The sequence below is a fragment of the Streptomyces sp. NPDC058239 genome (assembly GCF_042882185.1).
Taxonomy (GTDB): Bacteria; Actinomycetota; Actinomycetes; order Streptomycetales; family Streptomycetaceae; genus Streptomyces.
The window spans coordinates 24,861-40,996 of sequence record NZ_JBHVWS010000025.1 but is presented as its reverse complement, the minus strand read 5'-3'; the positions used below and the strand labels follow the sequence as shown (position 1 = coordinate 40,996).

Here is a 16,136-nt window from a genome sequence, read left to right as displayed (position 1 = left end):
CGGTGTGGCTGGTCGGCGTGCACGGGCCCGGATGGCACCGAGTACATCACCGGCGCGGTCACCGGGTTCGCCCGGAGCGGTCCAGACGCCCCGACGGTCTACGTCAGCGGCGACAACGCCTCCCCGGACATCGTGGAGCAAGTCGACGAGCGGTTCGCTCACGTCCACCTGTCGATGGCGTGCGCGGCGGCGACCGTACTCCGCTGCTGGACGGCTGTCCGGCCTGACCAGCGACCAGGCTGTCCGTGAACCGGGTTCCTCGCGGCCCGCATCGTCATCCCGGTACATGCCCCGGACCGGGAGTACTCCACCGATGGTCCCGACGGACTGCGCGAGGCGTTCACCGGTCGCGGTCCGGCAGACCGGTTGATTCCGCCGGCGGCCGGCGAGTCCGCCACCGTCCGACCGCGGCGGCTGCGGCTGCTGGCCGTCCTGACCAGCGCCCTGATCTTCGTCGTCGCCGCCAGCTCACTCCTCGGTCACCTGCGTGAACACCCCGCCCACCTGCCCGGCTGGGCGTTCGGTGGAGTCGGCGCCGGCATTGCGCTGTCCGGTCTGCTCGTCCTCATCCTGCGTTCCGTCGCGGACTGGCGGGCCGCCTGGTGGGCCTCCGCAGGACTCGCCACGGTCCTCGCCGCCGGCTCGTGGAATCTGCGCCCCGACGTCACGCCCGCATCCACCACTGGCTCCGCGACCGGGGGCCCCACTCGGCAGTGTCCGCGCATGAACCGCTGGTTCACCGCCTTGTTCGCCGGCTACACCCTCGAGGGCATCGGCTACATCGTCGCCGGCACGTTCCTGGTCGCCGCGATCGAGCAGAGTTCCCCGGGCTGGGCAGGCAGCGGCGCCTGGGTGCTGGTCGGGCTTGCCGTACCGTCGTCGGCGCTGTGGGCCTGGCTGGGCCGACGACGGTCCCGCCCCGGCCTGCTCTGCGCAGCACTCGTCATCCAGGCTGTCGGCATCGCCCTGCCCGCCCTGATCGACGGAGTCGCAGCCGCCCTGATCTCCGCGTTCCTGTTCGGTGCGACGTTCCTCGGCGTCAGCACCATCGCCCTGGCTGCCGGAGCCCACCTGCGGTTCCCCCGCTCGGTCGCCCTGCTGACCACCGGATACTCCGTCGGTCAGATCCTCGGCCCCCTGGGCGTCGCCCCACTGCTCCGCCACGGCTACCACCAGGACCTGATCCTGGCCGCCGCCGTTGCCGCCGCCTTCCTGCGGATCGGCTTCCCGCGCCCCATGTCCGTCATGCGGAGTATCGTCCCTGGACGGCAGTCCGCACTGGCAGAAACCGCTGCGGTTCGGACCGATCGCCCTGGCCCGCCTATGACCTGACGCCCCGTTGGCGCCCGCCGTCCAGCCCTTCTACTGCCCGCCGCGCCGGGCGGGCATCAGATGCCGGCCGGAGCCGCCTGCGGTGCGCGAGCACCGAGCAGGGCCAGGCAGTTCGCCCACAGAGGGCTGAGGCGGTGGGTGTTGTTGTAGAGCTTGGCGAACAGGACCTGGCCCTCAAGCTGGGCGACGACGGACCGAGCTGCTTCCCGGGTATCCGTCACGGTGACCTCTCGGCGTTCAAGAGCCTCGGTGATGACCGAGTCGACCATCTCGACCTGTGCGTCGAAGATCTCCTGAAGTCGGATGCGGACGGTCTCGGTCTGGTTGCTCATCTCCAGGGTGAGGTTCCCGAACAGGCACCCCGAGACGGTGCCGCAGCTCTGCTGGCCGGCGCGCTGGCCGGACTCCGTCACCTCGAACAACTGCCGCAGTCGGTGCAGTGGTTCTGCGTCGCTGTTCAGGATGCTTGTCCATTCCCGCTTCTGGCCGGCCCAGTGTTCGTCGATGACGGCCAGAGCGAGAACTTCCTTGGACTCGAAGAAGTAGTAGAAGCTGCCCTTGGGCACACCGGCCGTCTTGCAGATCTCGGCCACGCCCAAAGAGGAGTAACCGCGCAACTCGATGAGCGATTGCGCGGCGCTGATGATCTTCTCTTTGGCGTCACTGGTCCGTCCCATGCCGCGAGTGTACGACTGGTCGACCGATGTTTACTAGACCGGTCGGCTAGTCCGACTTTTCCGGACCACGGTCGAGTGGCACCGGTCGCGCGTCACACCTGGACCTGCGGATACTTCCGTTCATGACCTCTGAGGAGATGCTCCGTCGTGCAGCGGCTCAGGTCGTTGATCTCGTCTTCGCCGACAATGACGTATGTCTGGACGCCCTGCCGGATGCCGTGGAGAGCGAGGTCGCGACGCCTCTGGCTGAGGTGAGCAGTAGTTCGGACATTGTCCGCTGCGGCCCAGTCGGCGACGTGACGGCATCGTTTGGTGGTCAGGTGCGGGGGAGCGGGTGTCGCACACGATCGCCAGGTGGGCTGTCGGTGGGCAGACAGCGGCAGAACTCCAGGAACCTCGACAGGTTTCCTGGTCTTCTTGACGTGACCGTGGAGCTGGGTCTCGGCCACGTCCAAGGCGGCGAACAGGTGCCGGACCCCGTGCGGGCGGGTGCGGGTCGCCCGCCGCCCGGGCCTTGGCTCGCGAGCGGGGGCCTTGTGTCTGCAACCGCGGTCGTCAATCCTCTTGTTCTGTCACATCAACGAGGACCACGGAGACGTCCTGCGCACGCAGTGCCGCCACGATCTCCGGGTCCGCCGCCGAGTCCGTCACCAGTGTCCAGCCCCGTTGCAGCCTTGCCCACGTGTGGAAGGGCCTGCGGCCCAACTTGGCTGCGTGCGCCAGGACATAGACGTGGTCGGCGCGGCGGGCCATCAGTTCCTTGAGCCTGGTCTGCCTCAGGTCGGCCTCGCAGATGCCGTGTTCGGGGGAGACGCCGTCCGTGCCGAGGAAGACCCGGTCGAACGTGAGCCGCTCCAGGGCCGCTTCCGTGAGCGGCCCGACGAAGCCCTGGCTGAGCGGTCGCAGCGTCCCGCCGAGGCACTCGACGTGTACCGTCTCCACATCGCTCAGTTCCTGAAGCGCCGTCAGGCCGGTCGTCGCCACCGTCACGTTCTTCCCCGTACGCAGCTCATGGGCGAGCGCGCCGACCGTCGAGCCCGCGTCGAGCAGCAGCGACTCGCCGGACCGCACCTGGGCCGCCGCCCAGCGCGCGATGGCCCGCTTGGCTTCGAACGCCTCGCCTGTGCGCTGGCGCAGCGAAGCCTCCGGGTGTGCGGTGAGCGCCATCGCGCCGCCGTAGGTGCGGGCCAGACGCCCGTCGGCGGTGAGTTTCGCGAGATCGCGGCGGATGGTGGACGCGGTCACGTCGAAGAGCTGGGACAGCTCCTCGACGCTGGTCAGGCCCGTCGTCGTGGCGAGGCGCGCGATCCGGTCGCGTCTGGCCTGGGAACCGAGAGCAGACATCAGGTGGGAGTCCTCCGGGCGGCATACGGAAACGGCTGTGAGGTGGATGGGCGGGCCTGGCCGGGGCCGGCGGGGACCGGCCGGGATCAGCCGGTCGGCATGGCCGACATCTCGGCGGCCTGGCGGAGGGCCTCGATCATGCTACCGGCTTCGGCACGCCCCGTGCCGGCGATGTCGAAGGCCGTCCCGTGGTCCACCGAGGTACGGATGACGGGCAGACCCACCGTCAGGTTCACTCCGGCCTCGATGCCGAGGACCTTCACGGGACCGTGGCCCTGATCGTGGTACATGGCGACGATGAGGTCGTAGTCGCCGCGCGCGGCGAGGAAGAAGGCCGTGTCGGCGGGGAGCGGGCCGCGCGCGTCGATGCCGTCGGCGCACAGCACCTCGAGTGCGGGGACGATCTTCTCGGTCTCCTCGCCGTAGCCGAACAGGCCGTTCTCGCCCGCGTGCGGGTTGATGCCGCACACGCCGATGACGGGCTCGGCGATCCCGGCGCGCACCATTGCCTCGTGGCCGCGGCGCACGGTCCGCTCGACCAGGCCCGGCTCGATGCGGTTCACGGCGTCGATCAGACCGATGTGCGTGGTGACGTGAATGACCTTCACCGTCGGAGTGCTCAGCATCATCGACACCTCGTCGACGCCGGTGAGGTGGGCGAGGAGCTCGGTGTGACCGGGGAAGACATGGCCCGCGGCATGCAGGGCCTCCTTGTTCAGGGGGGCGGTGCAGATGCCGTGGACGTCGCCGCGCTGGGCCAGTTCGGCGGCGACACGGATGTACTCGTACGCGGCGTGGCCGGCCACCGGGGACAGTTCGCCCCAGGGGAGGCCGGTGGGGATCAGGCCCAGATCGATGACGTTGATGCGGCCGGGCGTGAACTCCGCTTCCGCGGGGGTTCGTACGGCGGCGATCGTGCAGTCGATGCCGAGAATCCTGGCCGCCTCGCGAAGCCGTCCGGCGTCGCCGACGACCACGGGGCGGCAGCGGGCCGCGGTGTCGGCGTCCAGCAGGGCGGGGACGATGACCTCGGGGCCGATACCGGCGGCGTCGCCCATGGTGAGAGCGATGAGCGGGAGCCGACGGTCCGCACCGGCCGGGCCGGAGGGGGTGGCGGTGGCGATCGTGCTGGCGTTCACGGATGTCTCCTGGCGTTGCGAGCAGAGCGAGTGGGAGTGGAGCGGGAGTGCGGGAGGCAGTGGTGGTGCCGGGCTGTGTGCGGTGGTGGGGCTGTGCCCGGTCGAGCGCGCTTGTGCTGCGCGCGTCGGATGCCGAGCGCCGGGTCAGAATCCGGCGTCCGGGCGCAGGGCGCGGGCGATCCTGAGCAGCGAGTCCTCGCCCCCGTAACTACCGGGGCGGGTGACGACCGACCTGCCGTCGGGGGTACGCAGCCGGACGGCGCCGTGGTGGACCTGGCCGACAGGCGTGAGCTCCGCGACACCGACGGCGTCCAGCACATTCCTGGCGGTTTCGCCGCCGGTCAGGACGAGGTCGCAGGCGGGGGTCTGCGCGGCGACGGTGCGGGCGAGTCCTGAGGCGACGTGGTGGGCCGAACTCGATCTGAAACTGCGGGAGTTGTCGATGCTGATGACGGTGACAGCGCCGGGGGAGAGGGGGATCGGGGCCGGCGGCAGTGTCATGTCCTCAAGTGCCGCGGGATCGAGCGGCACGTGCCACGCGCCCAATGCGACGAGTTGCGCGATCTGCGCAGCGGCGGTGGGTTCCGCGGTGCCGACGACGACCAGCAGGGGGCGGGCGCCGGAGGCCGCGGTGCCTGTGGGTGCTGGAAGTGATGGTGTTTCAGGGGTGTGCGCAGATCTTGCCTTCGCGTCGCCCAGCAGCCTGCCGAGTGCCCCCGCCAGGCCTCCCGTCCCCAGGAGCCGGAACCCGCTGCCCAGCCGGAGCGTCGCCGCAGCGATCGCGTCAAGGTCGGCATCGGTTTCGGCGTCGCACAGCGGATGCCGTCCCAACTCGGCTATGGCACCCAGGCGTTGAGAAAGCATGCCGATGCCGGCGCGCACCGTGGCCAGGGGGACGGGCAGGGTGCGCAACCCGGCCGCGGCGCTGTGCCGCTCCGCTTGCGCCCCGTCGTTCGCGTACTGGTCGTTGCTCGCGGCGGGCGGCGTCCGCAGCCCGGACGGGGTGCACTGCCGCTCCGTCCCGGCCGGTCCGTCCCCGTCGCCAGGGGCGCCGGGAGTGTGCCCGGTCGCCTGTGCCCCGATGGCCAGGGCCTCGGTCACCGAGCGCGGTGCGGGCCTGGGCTCGGCGCGCCAGGCCGCGGTGACGTGCAGTGGGACGCCGTTCAGGTGCACCACTTGGTCGCGGACGGTCCGGCCCGCGACGGGCAGGGCGGGGGCGATGACCACGGCCCGGGCTCCGGCCGCGTAGGCGAGGGCTTCCGCGGCGAAGTTACCGCGCAGCAGCGAGTCGACCTTCTTGAACAGGACGGTGCCGGGAGCCCGCGGCGCGGCGAGCGCGGCCCGGACCGCGCGGGCCGCCGCCTCCGCGGGCAGCCGGCGTGAGTGCAGGTCGACGACCACGGCCCGGGCCCGCGGCAGCGGGGCGGCGGCATCGAGCACGATCCGCGACGGCACGCGCAGCTCCGCCGCGGTCTCGGCCGCGCCCGACAGGTCGTCGGCGAGGGCGAGTACACGCAGCAGCGCCGATGTGTCGGCGGGGGACAGGGCCCGCTCACCGCGGGATGTGAGGGACACGGGTACCTCCTCGGGCAGCCCGGTCGGGCGGCCTCGTCGGCTGATGATGACACAGCTTGCGCGAAATGCGCGAGACATCTTGCGCGAAACGCGCAACCATGGCACGTTTCTCGCCGCGACACCTGTCACTCTCCGCCACAACATCCGCAGCCCCGCGTGGTCCGCGTGGAGTGTGTCAGGTCCGAGCCTGTCGCCCCTCTGAAACCCGGGAAGGTCGACGATGACCAGTAACCCCTGGAGCGCCTCAGCAGGCGCTCACCCGCGTGTGACGATGCCCGGTCGTCGCGCCATGCTGCGCTGGGGCGCGGCAGGCGGCGCCGGCCTGGCCCTCGGCCCGCTGACCGGGTGCGCGGGCCCTACCGGATCCCCCGGCCCAGGCACCCTCAGTCTCGGCCTGAACCGTTCCCTGGTCAGCCTCGACAACAAGCTGAACCAGTTCGACGCGGCCGTCACCGTGCAGCGTGCTGTGCGCCCGGCGCTCACCCGAATCGGCCCCGGCATGAAGGTGCAGCCGGTGCTCGCCGACCGCTTCGAGATGACCGGGCCGACGGTGTGGAGCGTGCGGCTGCGCGAGGGCGTGCGCTACTCCGACGGCACTCCCGTCACCGTCCAGGACGTCGGTACCGCTCTGACCATGTACGGCAAGGTCAACGGCTCCTTCCTGCTCGGCCTCTTCCCCGAACTGCCCACGGTCGAGGCCACCGGCGAGCGCACCTTCCTGCTGCACACCGAGCGGCCGTTGCCCGTACTCGACCGTCTCATGGCCAACATCCACATCACGCCCGCCAAGGCCAATCGCCCCGAGGAACTCCAGTCCGGGGTCGGCGCGGGCCCCTACCGCGTCATCGGCGCCAACAGCGGTGCGGGCGAGTACACCCTGGCCCGCAACCCCCACTACTGGGGCCGTCGGCCGCGCATCGACAAGGTGCGTGTGCGGTTCGTGCCCGAGGAGTCCAGCCGCATCGTCTCGCTGCGCAGCGGCGAGCTCGATGTCATCGACACCCTCGCCCCCGACTCCGCCGAACAGCTCACCGAACTCCCCGGCGTCACGGTCCAGGAGACCTCCGGGGTCCGCATGTGCCAGCTGTTCTTCAACTTCCGTAAACCCAAGGGGCATCCCCTCGCGGACGCCCGCGTCCGGCACGCGCTGACGTACGCCATCGACGGGACGTCCCTCGTACGCGACGTGCTGACCGGGTCGGCGGACGCCGCCGAGGGCGTCGTGCCGCTCGCCCTCGACGGGGCCGTGCGCACCGGCTCGTACACCTACCACCCGGCCAAGGCGCGCGCCCTGCTGAAGTCCCTGGGTGCCGACGGCCTCCGCCTCGGAATCATCTGGGAGAGCGGCGAGTTCGCCGCCGACACCTCCGTCATGGAGGCCGTCCTCGGCATGCTCCAGGACGTCGGTGTGCGCGCCACGCTCCAGGAGTTCGAACCCGGCGGCGACATCCTGAAGTGGCGTCAGGGACGCGGGGGCGACTGGGACGTCATCGGCAACGGCTACGGAAGCCCCACCGGGCAGGCCCTCACCACGCTCCAGGGCATGTACGGCGGGACGGCCGAGAAGGACCGAACAGGCGACGCCTTCATGGGATACGTCGTCCCGCGCATCGAGCGGAGGCTGACGGCGGCCGCGACCGAGGTCGACGCCGCCGGCCGCGCCCGTCAACTGGCCGCCGTCCAGCACGCCGTGTGGGACACCTGGCCCAGCCTGTGGGCGTTCGCCCCCAAGACGCTGCTCGCCCGCCGTACCCGCGTGCACGATCTGCGGCTGCAGCCGATCAACTCCTACGACCTGACCGCGCTGCGGCTGGAGGGATGAGCCGTGACGACGTATCTCGTGCGCAGGATCGGGCAGAGCCTCCTCACGGTCTTCCTGACCGTGTCCACCGTCTTCCTGCTGGTCCGGCTCGCCCCCGGTGACCCGGCCGCCGCCTACGCGGGCCCCAACGCGACCAGCGCCGACCTCGCCCGCATCCGCGGCCTGTTCGGCCTGGACCAGCCGCTGATCTCCCAGTACGGGGTCTTTCTGCGAGACCTGTGCACCGGCGACCTCGGCACCAGCTACTCCTTCCACGCGTCCGCATTCAGCGTCGTCATGGACCGCGTCCCCTACACGATCACCCTCGCCGTCGCCGCGATCGCCCTCACCGTCGTCGTCGCCGTGCCGCTCGGCGTATGGATGGCGCGCCGCGCCGACACCAAGCGGGAGCTGGGCGCGAACATCCTCACCGTCGCCGGGCAGTCCATGCCCGACTTCTGGACCGGTGTGATGCTCCTGACGTGCTTCGCCGTGCTGCTGCCGGTGCTGCCCGCCTCCGGGTTCACCTCGTGGAGCGGCCTCGTCCTGCCGACGGTAACCGTCGCCATCCTCCAACTGGCCCTGATCTCAAGGCTCGTACGCCGTGAGATGTCCACCGCCCTCGCCTCCCCGTACGTCACAGTGGCCCGCTCACGCGGTGTCTCCGAGCGCGCCCTCACCTGGCGCTATGCCCTCGGCAATTCCTCCGTTCCGCTCGTCACTGCCCTCGGCACGCGGTTCGCCGCGCTGCTCAACGGTGTCGTGGTGGTCGAGGTCGTCTTCGCCTGGCCGGGCGTCGGCTCCCTCGTCGTACGCGCCCTGGAGACCCGCGACTACCCACTGATCCAGGCCACCGTCCTGGTCACCGCGACCCTCGCGATCCTCGTCCAACTCCTCGTCGACCTCGCCTACCCGCTGCTCGACCCGCGGGTGCGTCTCGGAAAGGCGGCCTGAGCCATGACCACCGCCACCACCATCACGCCTGCCGCGAAGCGGCCCAGCGCCGTCACCGCACGCGACCTCACCCGCGCCCACGCCGCCCGGCAGCAGCGCTCGGCCCGGATCAAACTCTGGGCGGGCGCCGTGTGCACCGTGCTCGTCGCCCTGCCGGTCGTCCTCGCCGGCCTGCTCCCGCTGCCCGGCGCCAACACCCAGGATCTCTCCCGGCGCCGCCTACCGCCCCTGACCGAGGGGCATCTGCTCGGCACCGACCAGCTCGGCCGCGACCTGCTCTCGCGGATCCTGCACGGCGGCCAGGTCTCGCTCGGCGTCGGCGTCCTCGCCGTCGTCGTATCGGGGCTCATCGGCATCGTCGCCGGCTCGGCGGCCGGCTACTTCGGCGGCCGGCTCGACACGGTCGTCTCGCGTCTCCTGGAGGCCCAACTGGCCCTTCCGCTACTGATGATGCTGCTCCTGGTCGTGGCCCTGTTCGGCTCGTCCATCACCGTCATCACCTGCGTGATCGCCGTCGCCCAGTGGCCCGAGGTGGCCCGCCTCACCCGCTCCCTCGTGCTGGTCGAACGCGAGAAGCCCTACGTCGCCGCCGCCCGGGTCCTCGGACTACGCGGCTGGAGCGTCCTCGTACGGCACGTCATCCCCAACATCGTCCGGCCCGCCAGCCTCGTCGTTCTTCTCCTGCTCGCCCAGGCCGTGCTCCTGGAGAGCGCTCTGAGCTTCCTCGGCGCGGGACCTCAGCGGCCGTTCGCGACCTGGGGTCGGATCATCTCCGACGGACAGGACTACATCACCACCTCCTGGTGGCTAGTGACGCTGCCCGGACTCGTCATCGCGTTCCTCGTCGTCGGCGTCAACCTGCTCGGCGACGGGCTGCGCGACCGCACCCGCACGCCCCGCAAGTCCGCCGCACCGAAGGGAGCCTGAGCCATGGAAGCACCCGGTACGGATGTGCCCCTGCTCGACGTCGAGGACCTTCAGGTCGAGTTGATCACGGCGCGCGGCGTCGTCCGCGCCGTCGACGGTGTGAGCTTCACCGTCCGCCGTGGCGAGACCGTCACCCTCATCGGCGAGTCGGGCTCGGGCAAGTCGACCACCGCGATGGGCGTGCTGCGGCTGCTGCCCGAGGGACTCGCAGTCCTCTCCGGCAGCGCCCGCATAGCCGGCCGCGACCTGGTCGCCGAGCCGGACGCCGCCCGCGAGGTGCGTGGCCGAACAGTCTCGCTCATCCCGCAGGACCCGATGACCGCGCTCAGCCCGGTCCACACCATCGGCCGTCAGCTCGGCGACGCACTGCGCCTGCGCCACCCCGAACTGAACCGAGCCCAAACCCGTGACAAGGGGGTTGAGCTTCTTGCCCAGGTTCGCATACCGAAGCCGGAGACCCGCTGGAAGTCCTACCCGCACCAATTCTCCGGCGGCATGCTGCAACGCATCCTGATCGCCGCCGCCCTCGCCGCCGAACCGGAACTGCTCGTCGCGGACGAGCCGACCTCGGCCCTCGACGCGACCGTGCAGGCCGGCATCCTCCACCTCCTGATGGAGCTTCAGGAACGCACCGGCATCGGCATGTTGATGATCACGCACGATCTGGGGGTGGCCCGGATCGCCTCCGACCGCATCCACGTCATGAAGGGCGGCCGCTTCGTCGAGTCGGGCCCCGCCCAGCAGATAGTCGACCGGCCCGCACATCCCTACACCCGCAACCTCCTCGCCGCCGTACCCAGCCTCGGCCCCTGGGACGAGGACTGCGCGCCACATACCGAGTCCGCCGTGCAGGGAGCAGCCACGTGACCGCTTCACCCGAGCGCCCCCTCCTCGCTGTCGAGGATCTCGTCGTCGAATACCCCACCCCCGACGGCCCGTTCCGCGCTGTCGACCAGATCTCCTTCCAGGTGCCGCGCGGCGGCTCGCTCGCCGTGGTGGGGGAGTCCGGCTCCGGCAAGTCGACCGTGGCCCGCGCGCTCGTACGCCTTCTCAAGCCCGTATCGGGGCGCATCCTGCTCGACGGCACCGACATCGCGATCCTGCCCGAACGCCGCCTGCGCCCGCTGCGCCGCCGCATCCAGATGGTGTTCCAGGACCCCTACGGCTCCCTCGACCCGCACCTGAGCGTCGGGCAGATCGTTGCCGAACCGCTGCGGCTCACCGGGCTGCGCGACAAGGCCGAGCGGGCGCGCCGCGTCGCCGAACTCATCGACCGTGTCGGCCTGCCCACCAGCGCCCTGGAGCGCCGCCCGCCCGAGTTCTCCGGCGGCCAGCGCCAGCGCATCGGCATCGCCCGCGCGCTCGCCTCCAGCCCCGACCTCCTGGTGTGCGACGAGGCGACCTCGGCGCTCGACGTGTCCGTGCAGGCCCAAGTACTCGACCTGCTGCATGAGTTGCAGGCCGAAACCGGCATCGCCTACCTCGTCATCGCGCACAACCTCGGCGTCGTGCGGGAGATCAGCACCGACGTCATCGTGATGCGTGCGGGCCGCGCAGTGGAGAGTGGCCGCACCGCCGCCGTCCTTGCCTCGCCCGCCGAGCCCTACACGCGTGCCCTGCGCCGCGCAGCTCTCGATCCCACCGCGATCAAGGGCGTCAAACCGCGCGCCCTGCTCAGCACCACCCCGGAAGGAACCCGTTCATGACCGCCGCCGACACCCCTGGCGACCTCGCCCTGCCCGCCGTCCCGCTGCCGCTGTCGCGCCTCGTCCTTGGCACCATGACATTCGGCGACACCGTCGACCGCTCCGGCGCCGCCGCCATGCTCGACACGGCGCTGGACGCGGGCATCACCGGCGTCGACACCGCCAACGGCTATGCGGGCGGCGAGAGCGAACGCATCCTCGCCGAGCTGCTGCCCGGCCGCCGCGACCGCATCGTCCTCGCCACCAAGGCCGGCATCCCGCACCCCGACCAGGGTGAGCACGCCCCGCTGTCCGCGGCCGGGCTGCGTGCCGCGCTCGAAGGCAGCCTCAAGCGGCTCGGCACCGACCACGTCGACCTCTTCTACCTGCACCAGCCCGACCGGGCCACGCCGATCGCCGAAACCCTCCAGACCGTCGCGGAGTTCGTCGCCGAAGGTAAGATCCGCGCGCTCGGAGTCTCCAACTTCGCGGCCTGGCAGATCGCCGAATTCGTGCGCGCCGCCGACGAGTCGGGCGCCCCGCGCCCCGTCGTGGCCCAGCAGCTGCACAACCTCCTGGCCCGCCGCATCGAGGAGGAGTACGTCGAGTACGCGGCCGTCACCGGCCTGCACACCATGGTCTACAACCCGCTCGGCGGCGGCCTGCTCACCGGCCGCCACCGCTTCGAGCAGGACCCGTCCTCAGGCCGCTTCGGCGACTCCAAGCTCGCCGCCATGTACAAGAAGCGGTACTGGAACGAGCACCTCTTCTCCGCCGTCGCCGACCTCACCCGAATCGCCGGGAGCGCGGGCATCCCGCTCACCGAACTCGCCCTGCGCTGGCTGCTCGGCCGTCCCTCGACCGGCGCGCTGCTCCTGGGCGGCTCGAAGACCGAGCACCTGCGCGCCAACGTCGCCGCCGCCCAGGCGGGCCCGCTGCCCGCCGACGTCACCGCCGCCTGCGACGAGGTCGGGGCCGAACTGCGTGGACCGATGCCCGCCTACAACCGCTGACCGACCCGCATTTGCCCAACTGCCTAAACATAATGAGGAGTTATCGTATGATTCCCGCCGACTTCGCCGCCGCCCTCCGCTCCCGTCAGCGGCTCATCGGCTACTGGTCACTGCTCGACTCGCCCGTCGCCGCCGAGCGCCTCGCCCGCCTCGGCTACGACTACCTTGCCTTCGACGCCCAGCACGGCCTCTTCGGCTACCAGGGCATGCTGAACAACCTCATGGCCGTGGACACCAAGGGCTCCACCGCTGTCAGCATGGTCCGCGTCGAGGCCAACGACCCCGCGTCCATCGGCCGCGCCCTGGACGCGGGCGCCACCGGCGTCATCGTCCCTCTGATCGACAACGCTCAGGACGCCGCCGACGCGGTCGCCGCCGTCCGTTACCCGCCGCTGGGCCGCCGCTCCTACGGGCCCATGCGCTCCCAGCTGTACATCGGTCCCAACCCCGCCGACGCGCACGCGGAGACCGTCGTCCTCGCCATGATCGAGACGGCGGACGGCCTCGCCGATGTGGAGGCGATCTGCGCCACCCCGGGCCTCGATGGCATCTATATCGGCCCATCCGACCTGCGCATCGCCATCGGCGGCGCCACCTCCACCGACCCGTCCGTGTCCGCCGAGTTCGAGGCGGCCCTGGTCACCGTCCGAGAGGCCGCCGAAGCCGCGGGTATCGCGGCGGGCATCCACAACTCCGACGGCGCCGGCGCCGCCAAGCGCCTCGCCGAAGGATTCACCTTCGCCACCGTGGCCAGCGACGTCATCCACCTCGAACAGTCCGCCCGAGGTCACCTCGCCGCCGCCCGCTCCGACGAGGCCACCCGATGACCGACGGCATTCTGCGCGCCCACCCCACCCAGGACGGCCGCACCGAGGCCGTCCTGCCCGCCCCCGCCGTGCAGAGCCACGCCGCGAACCTCGCGGTGCTGCCCGGCGGGGACCTCGGCTGCGTGTGGTTCTCCGGAACGCAGGAAGGCGTCGGGGACATCTCCGTGTACTTCTCCCGCCTCGCCCCCGGGGCGGACCGCTGGACCGACCCGGTCCGCCTTTCCCACGACCCGGACCGCTCCGAGCAGAACCCACTCCTCTTTTCCACCCCTCAGGGAGAGTTGTGGCTGCTGCACACCGCCCAGCGCTCGGGCCACCAGGACACGGCGGAGGTCCGGCTGCGGGTGAGCAGGGACGCCGGTACGAGCTGGGGCGCGCCACGGACCTTGTTCCCGGCCGACGAACGCGGCGGTGTCTACGTACGCCAACCGCCCACCGTGCTGCCCTCCGGCCGCTGGCTGTTGCCGGTCTTCCGCTGCGTGATGGCGCCCGGCCGCCGATGGGACGGGGGCACCGACACCAGTGCCGTCCTGATCAGCGATGACGCCGGCCTCACCTGGCGCGAGCGCGCCGTCCCCGGTTCCACCGGCCGCGTTCACATGAACATCCGTTCCCTGCCGGACCGTTCACTGCTCGCGCTGTTCCGCAGCCGGGCCGCCGACGCGGTGCACCGGTCGGTGTCGTACGACGACGGCGAAACGTGGACGGTCCCGGAACCCCTCGCGGTGCCGAACAACAACTCCTCCATCCAGTACGAGGTGCTGGCCGACGGCCGCCTCGCCCTCGTGCACAACCACTCCAGCGCCGCCGATTCCACGGAGCGCCGGGAGTCCCTCTACGACGAGATCGACGACGCGGCCGGGGCCGGAGACGGGACCGGGGGAGAGGCGGGCGGTGCGGTCCACGACGAGGGCGCCGCCCACTGGGGTTCTCCCCGAGCGCCCCTCACCCTGTCGCTCTCCACGGACGGCGGCCGCACCTGGCCGCACCGTCACGACCTCGTCACCGGCGACGGCTACTGCCTGACGAACAACTCCCGCGACCGCCTCAACCGTGAACTTTCCTACCCGTCGATCATCCAGACACTCGACGGCGCCCTGCACATCGCCTATACCCACCACCGTCAGACCATCCGGCACATCCGCCTGACGCCCGACTGGACCTCCCGGGAAGTCACGGCATGACGCTCGGTACCACCACCCTCATTTGCCGGCCCCACCTTCGCCCGCCACTCCCGAGACCCCTGGACTGTCCTGGAACACGCGGACGCAGGGCTCCCTCGTATCGGTGGTGAACAAGTTCTGAGGCACGCCGAGTTGCTGGACCACGTCCGCGACGCCGACGCCGTGATCTCCGGCATGGACATCATCGCCGCCGATGTCATCGAGGCCGCCGGTCGCCTCAAGGTCATCGCCAAGCACGGCGTCGGCACCGACACCATCGACCTGGCCGCGGCACGCGCCTGCGGCATCCCGGTCGTGTGCGCGCCCGGCAGTAACTCGCGGGCCGTCGCCGAGCGGGGCGATGCCGTCCAGCGGGTGGACCGGCGCCTGCGAGGTTGCGCACCAGACCGCTTCACCCGCCCGCCGTACCCCTCGGACTCGCGGCGAGCCGCCCGTAAACCGCCGTGAGCTGCTTGGCATCTGTGCCTTGATGGGCCGCTCGCGGGCTGCCTCCTTGTCAGCAAGGAGTCCGCGCCGCCGTCGAAGGGCGCCCACAAAATTGGCGAGTACACGCCCATTGTCAGGGTCGTCGCGAGGGAGTTACATGGTCTCTGCCCGCGTACGAAAGCGCTTTCTGTCGACCGGGAGACCATGGTCGGCTGCCCCTTCGCTGCCGCTGGGAGGCTGTATGGCTCCGCCACGCACCAGACGCTACTCACTCGCCGTCGCCGCGCTCGCCGCGACCGCCTCGCTTGCCGCCGCCACGCTTCCGGCCCAGGCGGCCCGCCCCTCGACCGCCCACACTCCGCTGCGGGCCCAGGCCGTGGCGGCGTACGACTTCGGGCACCCGGACCCCGCCGACCCCGCTCGTGAGCGCGACATCGGACGCTCCGGCACCGCGCTCAGCCTGATCAACGGCGGTTCCGCGATGCGCGTCGCCGACGAGGCGTACCCGGGCGCTTCGCCCGCCCTGCAGGTGCGCCAGCAGAACCCGGCCACCGCGGGCAACGACGACTGGAAGGCCGGGACCTGGGACGCCGAGGGCATGTCGTCCCTCGACGCCTTCCGCAGTGCCCGGGGCGCCACCGTCATGGGCTGGTTCAAGATGACGGGCGACAATCCCGCCCTCAACTCCAACACGGCCGACCCGAGCGACCGCTACAACGCCATTGGGCTGGCCGGCGTACTGTCCGGAGCCTCCGACGGTCACGCGGTGCGTGCGCTGCTCGAACTCATCCAGGTCAACGGTGAGTTGAAGCTGGTCGCGCTGGGGAGACGTCTGGACAGCGGCGCCTCCCAGACTTTCGCTGCCGGCGCCCCCTGGGAAGAACTGCTGCCCCGTGGTGAATGGGTCCACCTGGCCGCGACGTTCGACTTCCGCGACGGCACCCTCGCCCTCTACCGCGACGGCAAGCCCCTGGACGGCTTCTACGTCACGCCGGGCGACCCCTGGGAACTCACCACCACGCCGGCGCCCCACCGCGCCTCGCCCACCGATCCGCGCGGCATCAAGATCGGTGGCAGCTTCCCCCAGAACACCCGGGAGAACAACGCCTGCGACTGCCGCATGGACGACCTCCTGTTCCTGAACCGCCCGGTGCCGGCCGGAGCGGTGGCGGCGGAGTACCGGCGCATGACGCGGGGCCGCTGACCCTTCTCGCCCCCGGATCGTCCTTTCCTCACCTGTCACGCCAGCTCG

15 protein-coding genes are annotated in these 16,136 nt (G+C 71.1%); 11 read left to right on the top strand and 4 right to left on the bottom strand.

Annotation, left to right across the window (positions count from 1 at the left end; translation table 11 throughout):
• Positions 1-366: 366 nt before the first annotated feature.
• Entirely contained in the window at positions 367-1,332 is a 966-nt protein-coding gene (locus tag ACFVYE_RS25145; protein WP_389607427.1) for a YbfB/YjiJ family MFS transporter, read from the top strand.
• Between the two features lie 56 nt (positions 1,333-1,388).
• On the opposite strand, the gene ACFVYE_RS25140 is transcribed toward ACFVYE_RS25145, so the two are convergent.
• From ACFVYE_RS25140 to ACFVYE_RS25125, 4 genes are all read right to left on the bottom strand, one after another.
• Positions 1,389-2,009: a TetR/AcrR family transcriptional regulator gene (locus ACFVYE_RS25140; protein WP_383971153.1), complete on the bottom strand. Its 621-nt coding sequence runs from the start codon at positions 2,007-2,009 to the stop codon at positions 1,389-1,391.
• Positions 2,010-2,564: 555 nt separating this feature from the next.
• A complete protein-coding gene (locus tag ACFVYE_RS25135) occupies positions 2,565-3,353 on the bottom strand; it encodes a DeoR/GlpR family DNA-binding transcription regulator (protein ID WP_383971150.1) in 789 nt (262 codons plus the stop codon).
• An 86-nt stretch (positions 3,354-3,439) separates the two neighbouring features.
• The gene (gene pdxA, locus ACFVYE_RS25130; protein ID WP_383971147.1) at positions 3,440-4,492 is read right to left on the bottom strand and encodes a 4-hydroxythreonine-4-phosphate dehydrogenase PdxA; all 1,053 of its coding nucleotides are present in this window, start codon (positions 4,490-4,492) and stop codon (positions 3,440-3,442) included.
• A 144-nt stretch (positions 4,493-4,636) separates the two neighbouring features.
• Positions 4,637-6,067, bottom strand: a complete 1,431-nt coding sequence (locus ACFVYE_RS25125) for a four-carbon acid sugar kinase family protein (RefSeq protein WP_389607426.1) — start codon at positions 6,065-6,067, stop codon at positions 4,637-4,639.
• Positions 6,068-6,287: 220 nt separating this feature from the next.
• On the opposite strand from ACFVYE_RS25125, the gene ACFVYE_RS25120 reads away from it, so the two are divergent.
• The 10 genes from ACFVYE_RS25120 to ACFVYE_RS25075 all read left to right on the top strand — a co-directional run bounded on the left by ACFVYE_RS25120 (position 6,288) and on the right by ACFVYE_RS25075 (position 16,088).
• Positions 6,288-7,889 carry an ABC transporter substrate-binding protein gene (locus tag ACFVYE_RS25120; protein WP_389607425.1) on the top strand — a complete coding sequence of 534 codons (1,602 nt, stop codon included), beginning with the start codon at positions 6,288-6,290 and terminating at the stop codon, positions 7,887-7,889.
• Positions 7,890-7,892: 3 nt separating this feature from the next.
• Positions 7,893-8,822, top strand: coding sequence for an ABC transporter permease (locus ACFVYE_RS25115; protein ID WP_383971138.1), 930 nt, complete (start codon positions 7,893-7,895; stop codon positions 8,820-8,822).
• 3 nt (positions 8,823-8,825) lie between these two features.
• A complete protein-coding gene (locus tag ACFVYE_RS25110; protein WP_383971136.1) occupies positions 8,826-9,749 on the top strand; it encodes an ABC transporter permease in 924 nt (307 codons plus the stop codon).
• A gap of 3 nt (positions 9,750-9,752) precedes the next feature.
• Positions 9,753-10,616 carry an ABC transporter ATP-binding protein gene (locus ACFVYE_RS25105; RefSeq protein WP_383971133.1) on the top strand — a complete coding sequence of 288 codons (864 nt, stop codon included), beginning with the start codon at positions 9,753-9,755 and terminating at the stop codon, positions 10,614-10,616.
• Positions 10,613-11,455, top strand: a complete 843-nt coding sequence (locus tag ACFVYE_RS25100; protein ID WP_383971130.1) for an ATP-binding cassette domain-containing protein — start codon at positions 10,613-10,615, stop codon at positions 11,453-11,455. The genes ACFVYE_RS25105 and ACFVYE_RS25100 overlap by 4 nt, the downstream gene beginning before the upstream one ends.
• Positions 11,452-12,447: an aldo/keto reductase gene (locus ACFVYE_RS25095; RefSeq protein WP_383971127.1), complete on the top strand. Its 996-nt coding sequence runs from the start codon at positions 11,452-11,454 to the stop codon at positions 12,445-12,447. Before ACFVYE_RS25100 ends, ACFVYE_RS25095 begins: the two co-directional genes overlap by 4 nt.
• 47 nt (positions 12,448-12,494) lie before the next feature.
• Positions 12,495-13,274: an HpcH/HpaI aldolase/citrate lyase family protein gene (locus tag ACFVYE_RS25090; RefSeq protein ID WP_383971125.1), complete on the top strand. Its 780-nt coding sequence runs from the start codon at positions 12,495-12,497 to the stop codon at positions 13,272-13,274.
• Positions 13,271-14,458 carry an exo-alpha-sialidase gene (locus ACFVYE_RS25085; protein WP_389607424.1) on the top strand — a complete coding sequence of 396 codons (1,188 nt, stop codon included), beginning with the start codon at positions 13,271-13,273 and terminating at the stop codon, positions 14,456-14,458. Before ACFVYE_RS25090 ends, ACFVYE_RS25085 begins: the two co-directional genes overlap by 4 nt.
• Positions 14,459-14,590: 132 nt before the next feature.
• On the top strand, positions 14,591-14,905 hold the full coding sequence (locus ACFVYE_RS25080; protein ID WP_389607423.1) for a hypothetical protein: 315 nt from the start codon (positions 14,591-14,593) through the stop codon (positions 14,903-14,905).
• A gap of 220 nt (positions 14,906-15,125) precedes the next feature.
• Positions 15,126-16,088: a hypothetical protein gene (locus tag ACFVYE_RS25075; protein ID WP_389607422.1), complete on the top strand. Its 963-nt coding sequence runs from the start codon at positions 15,126-15,128 to the stop codon at positions 16,086-16,088.
• Positions 16,089-16,136 lie beyond the last annotated feature (48 nt).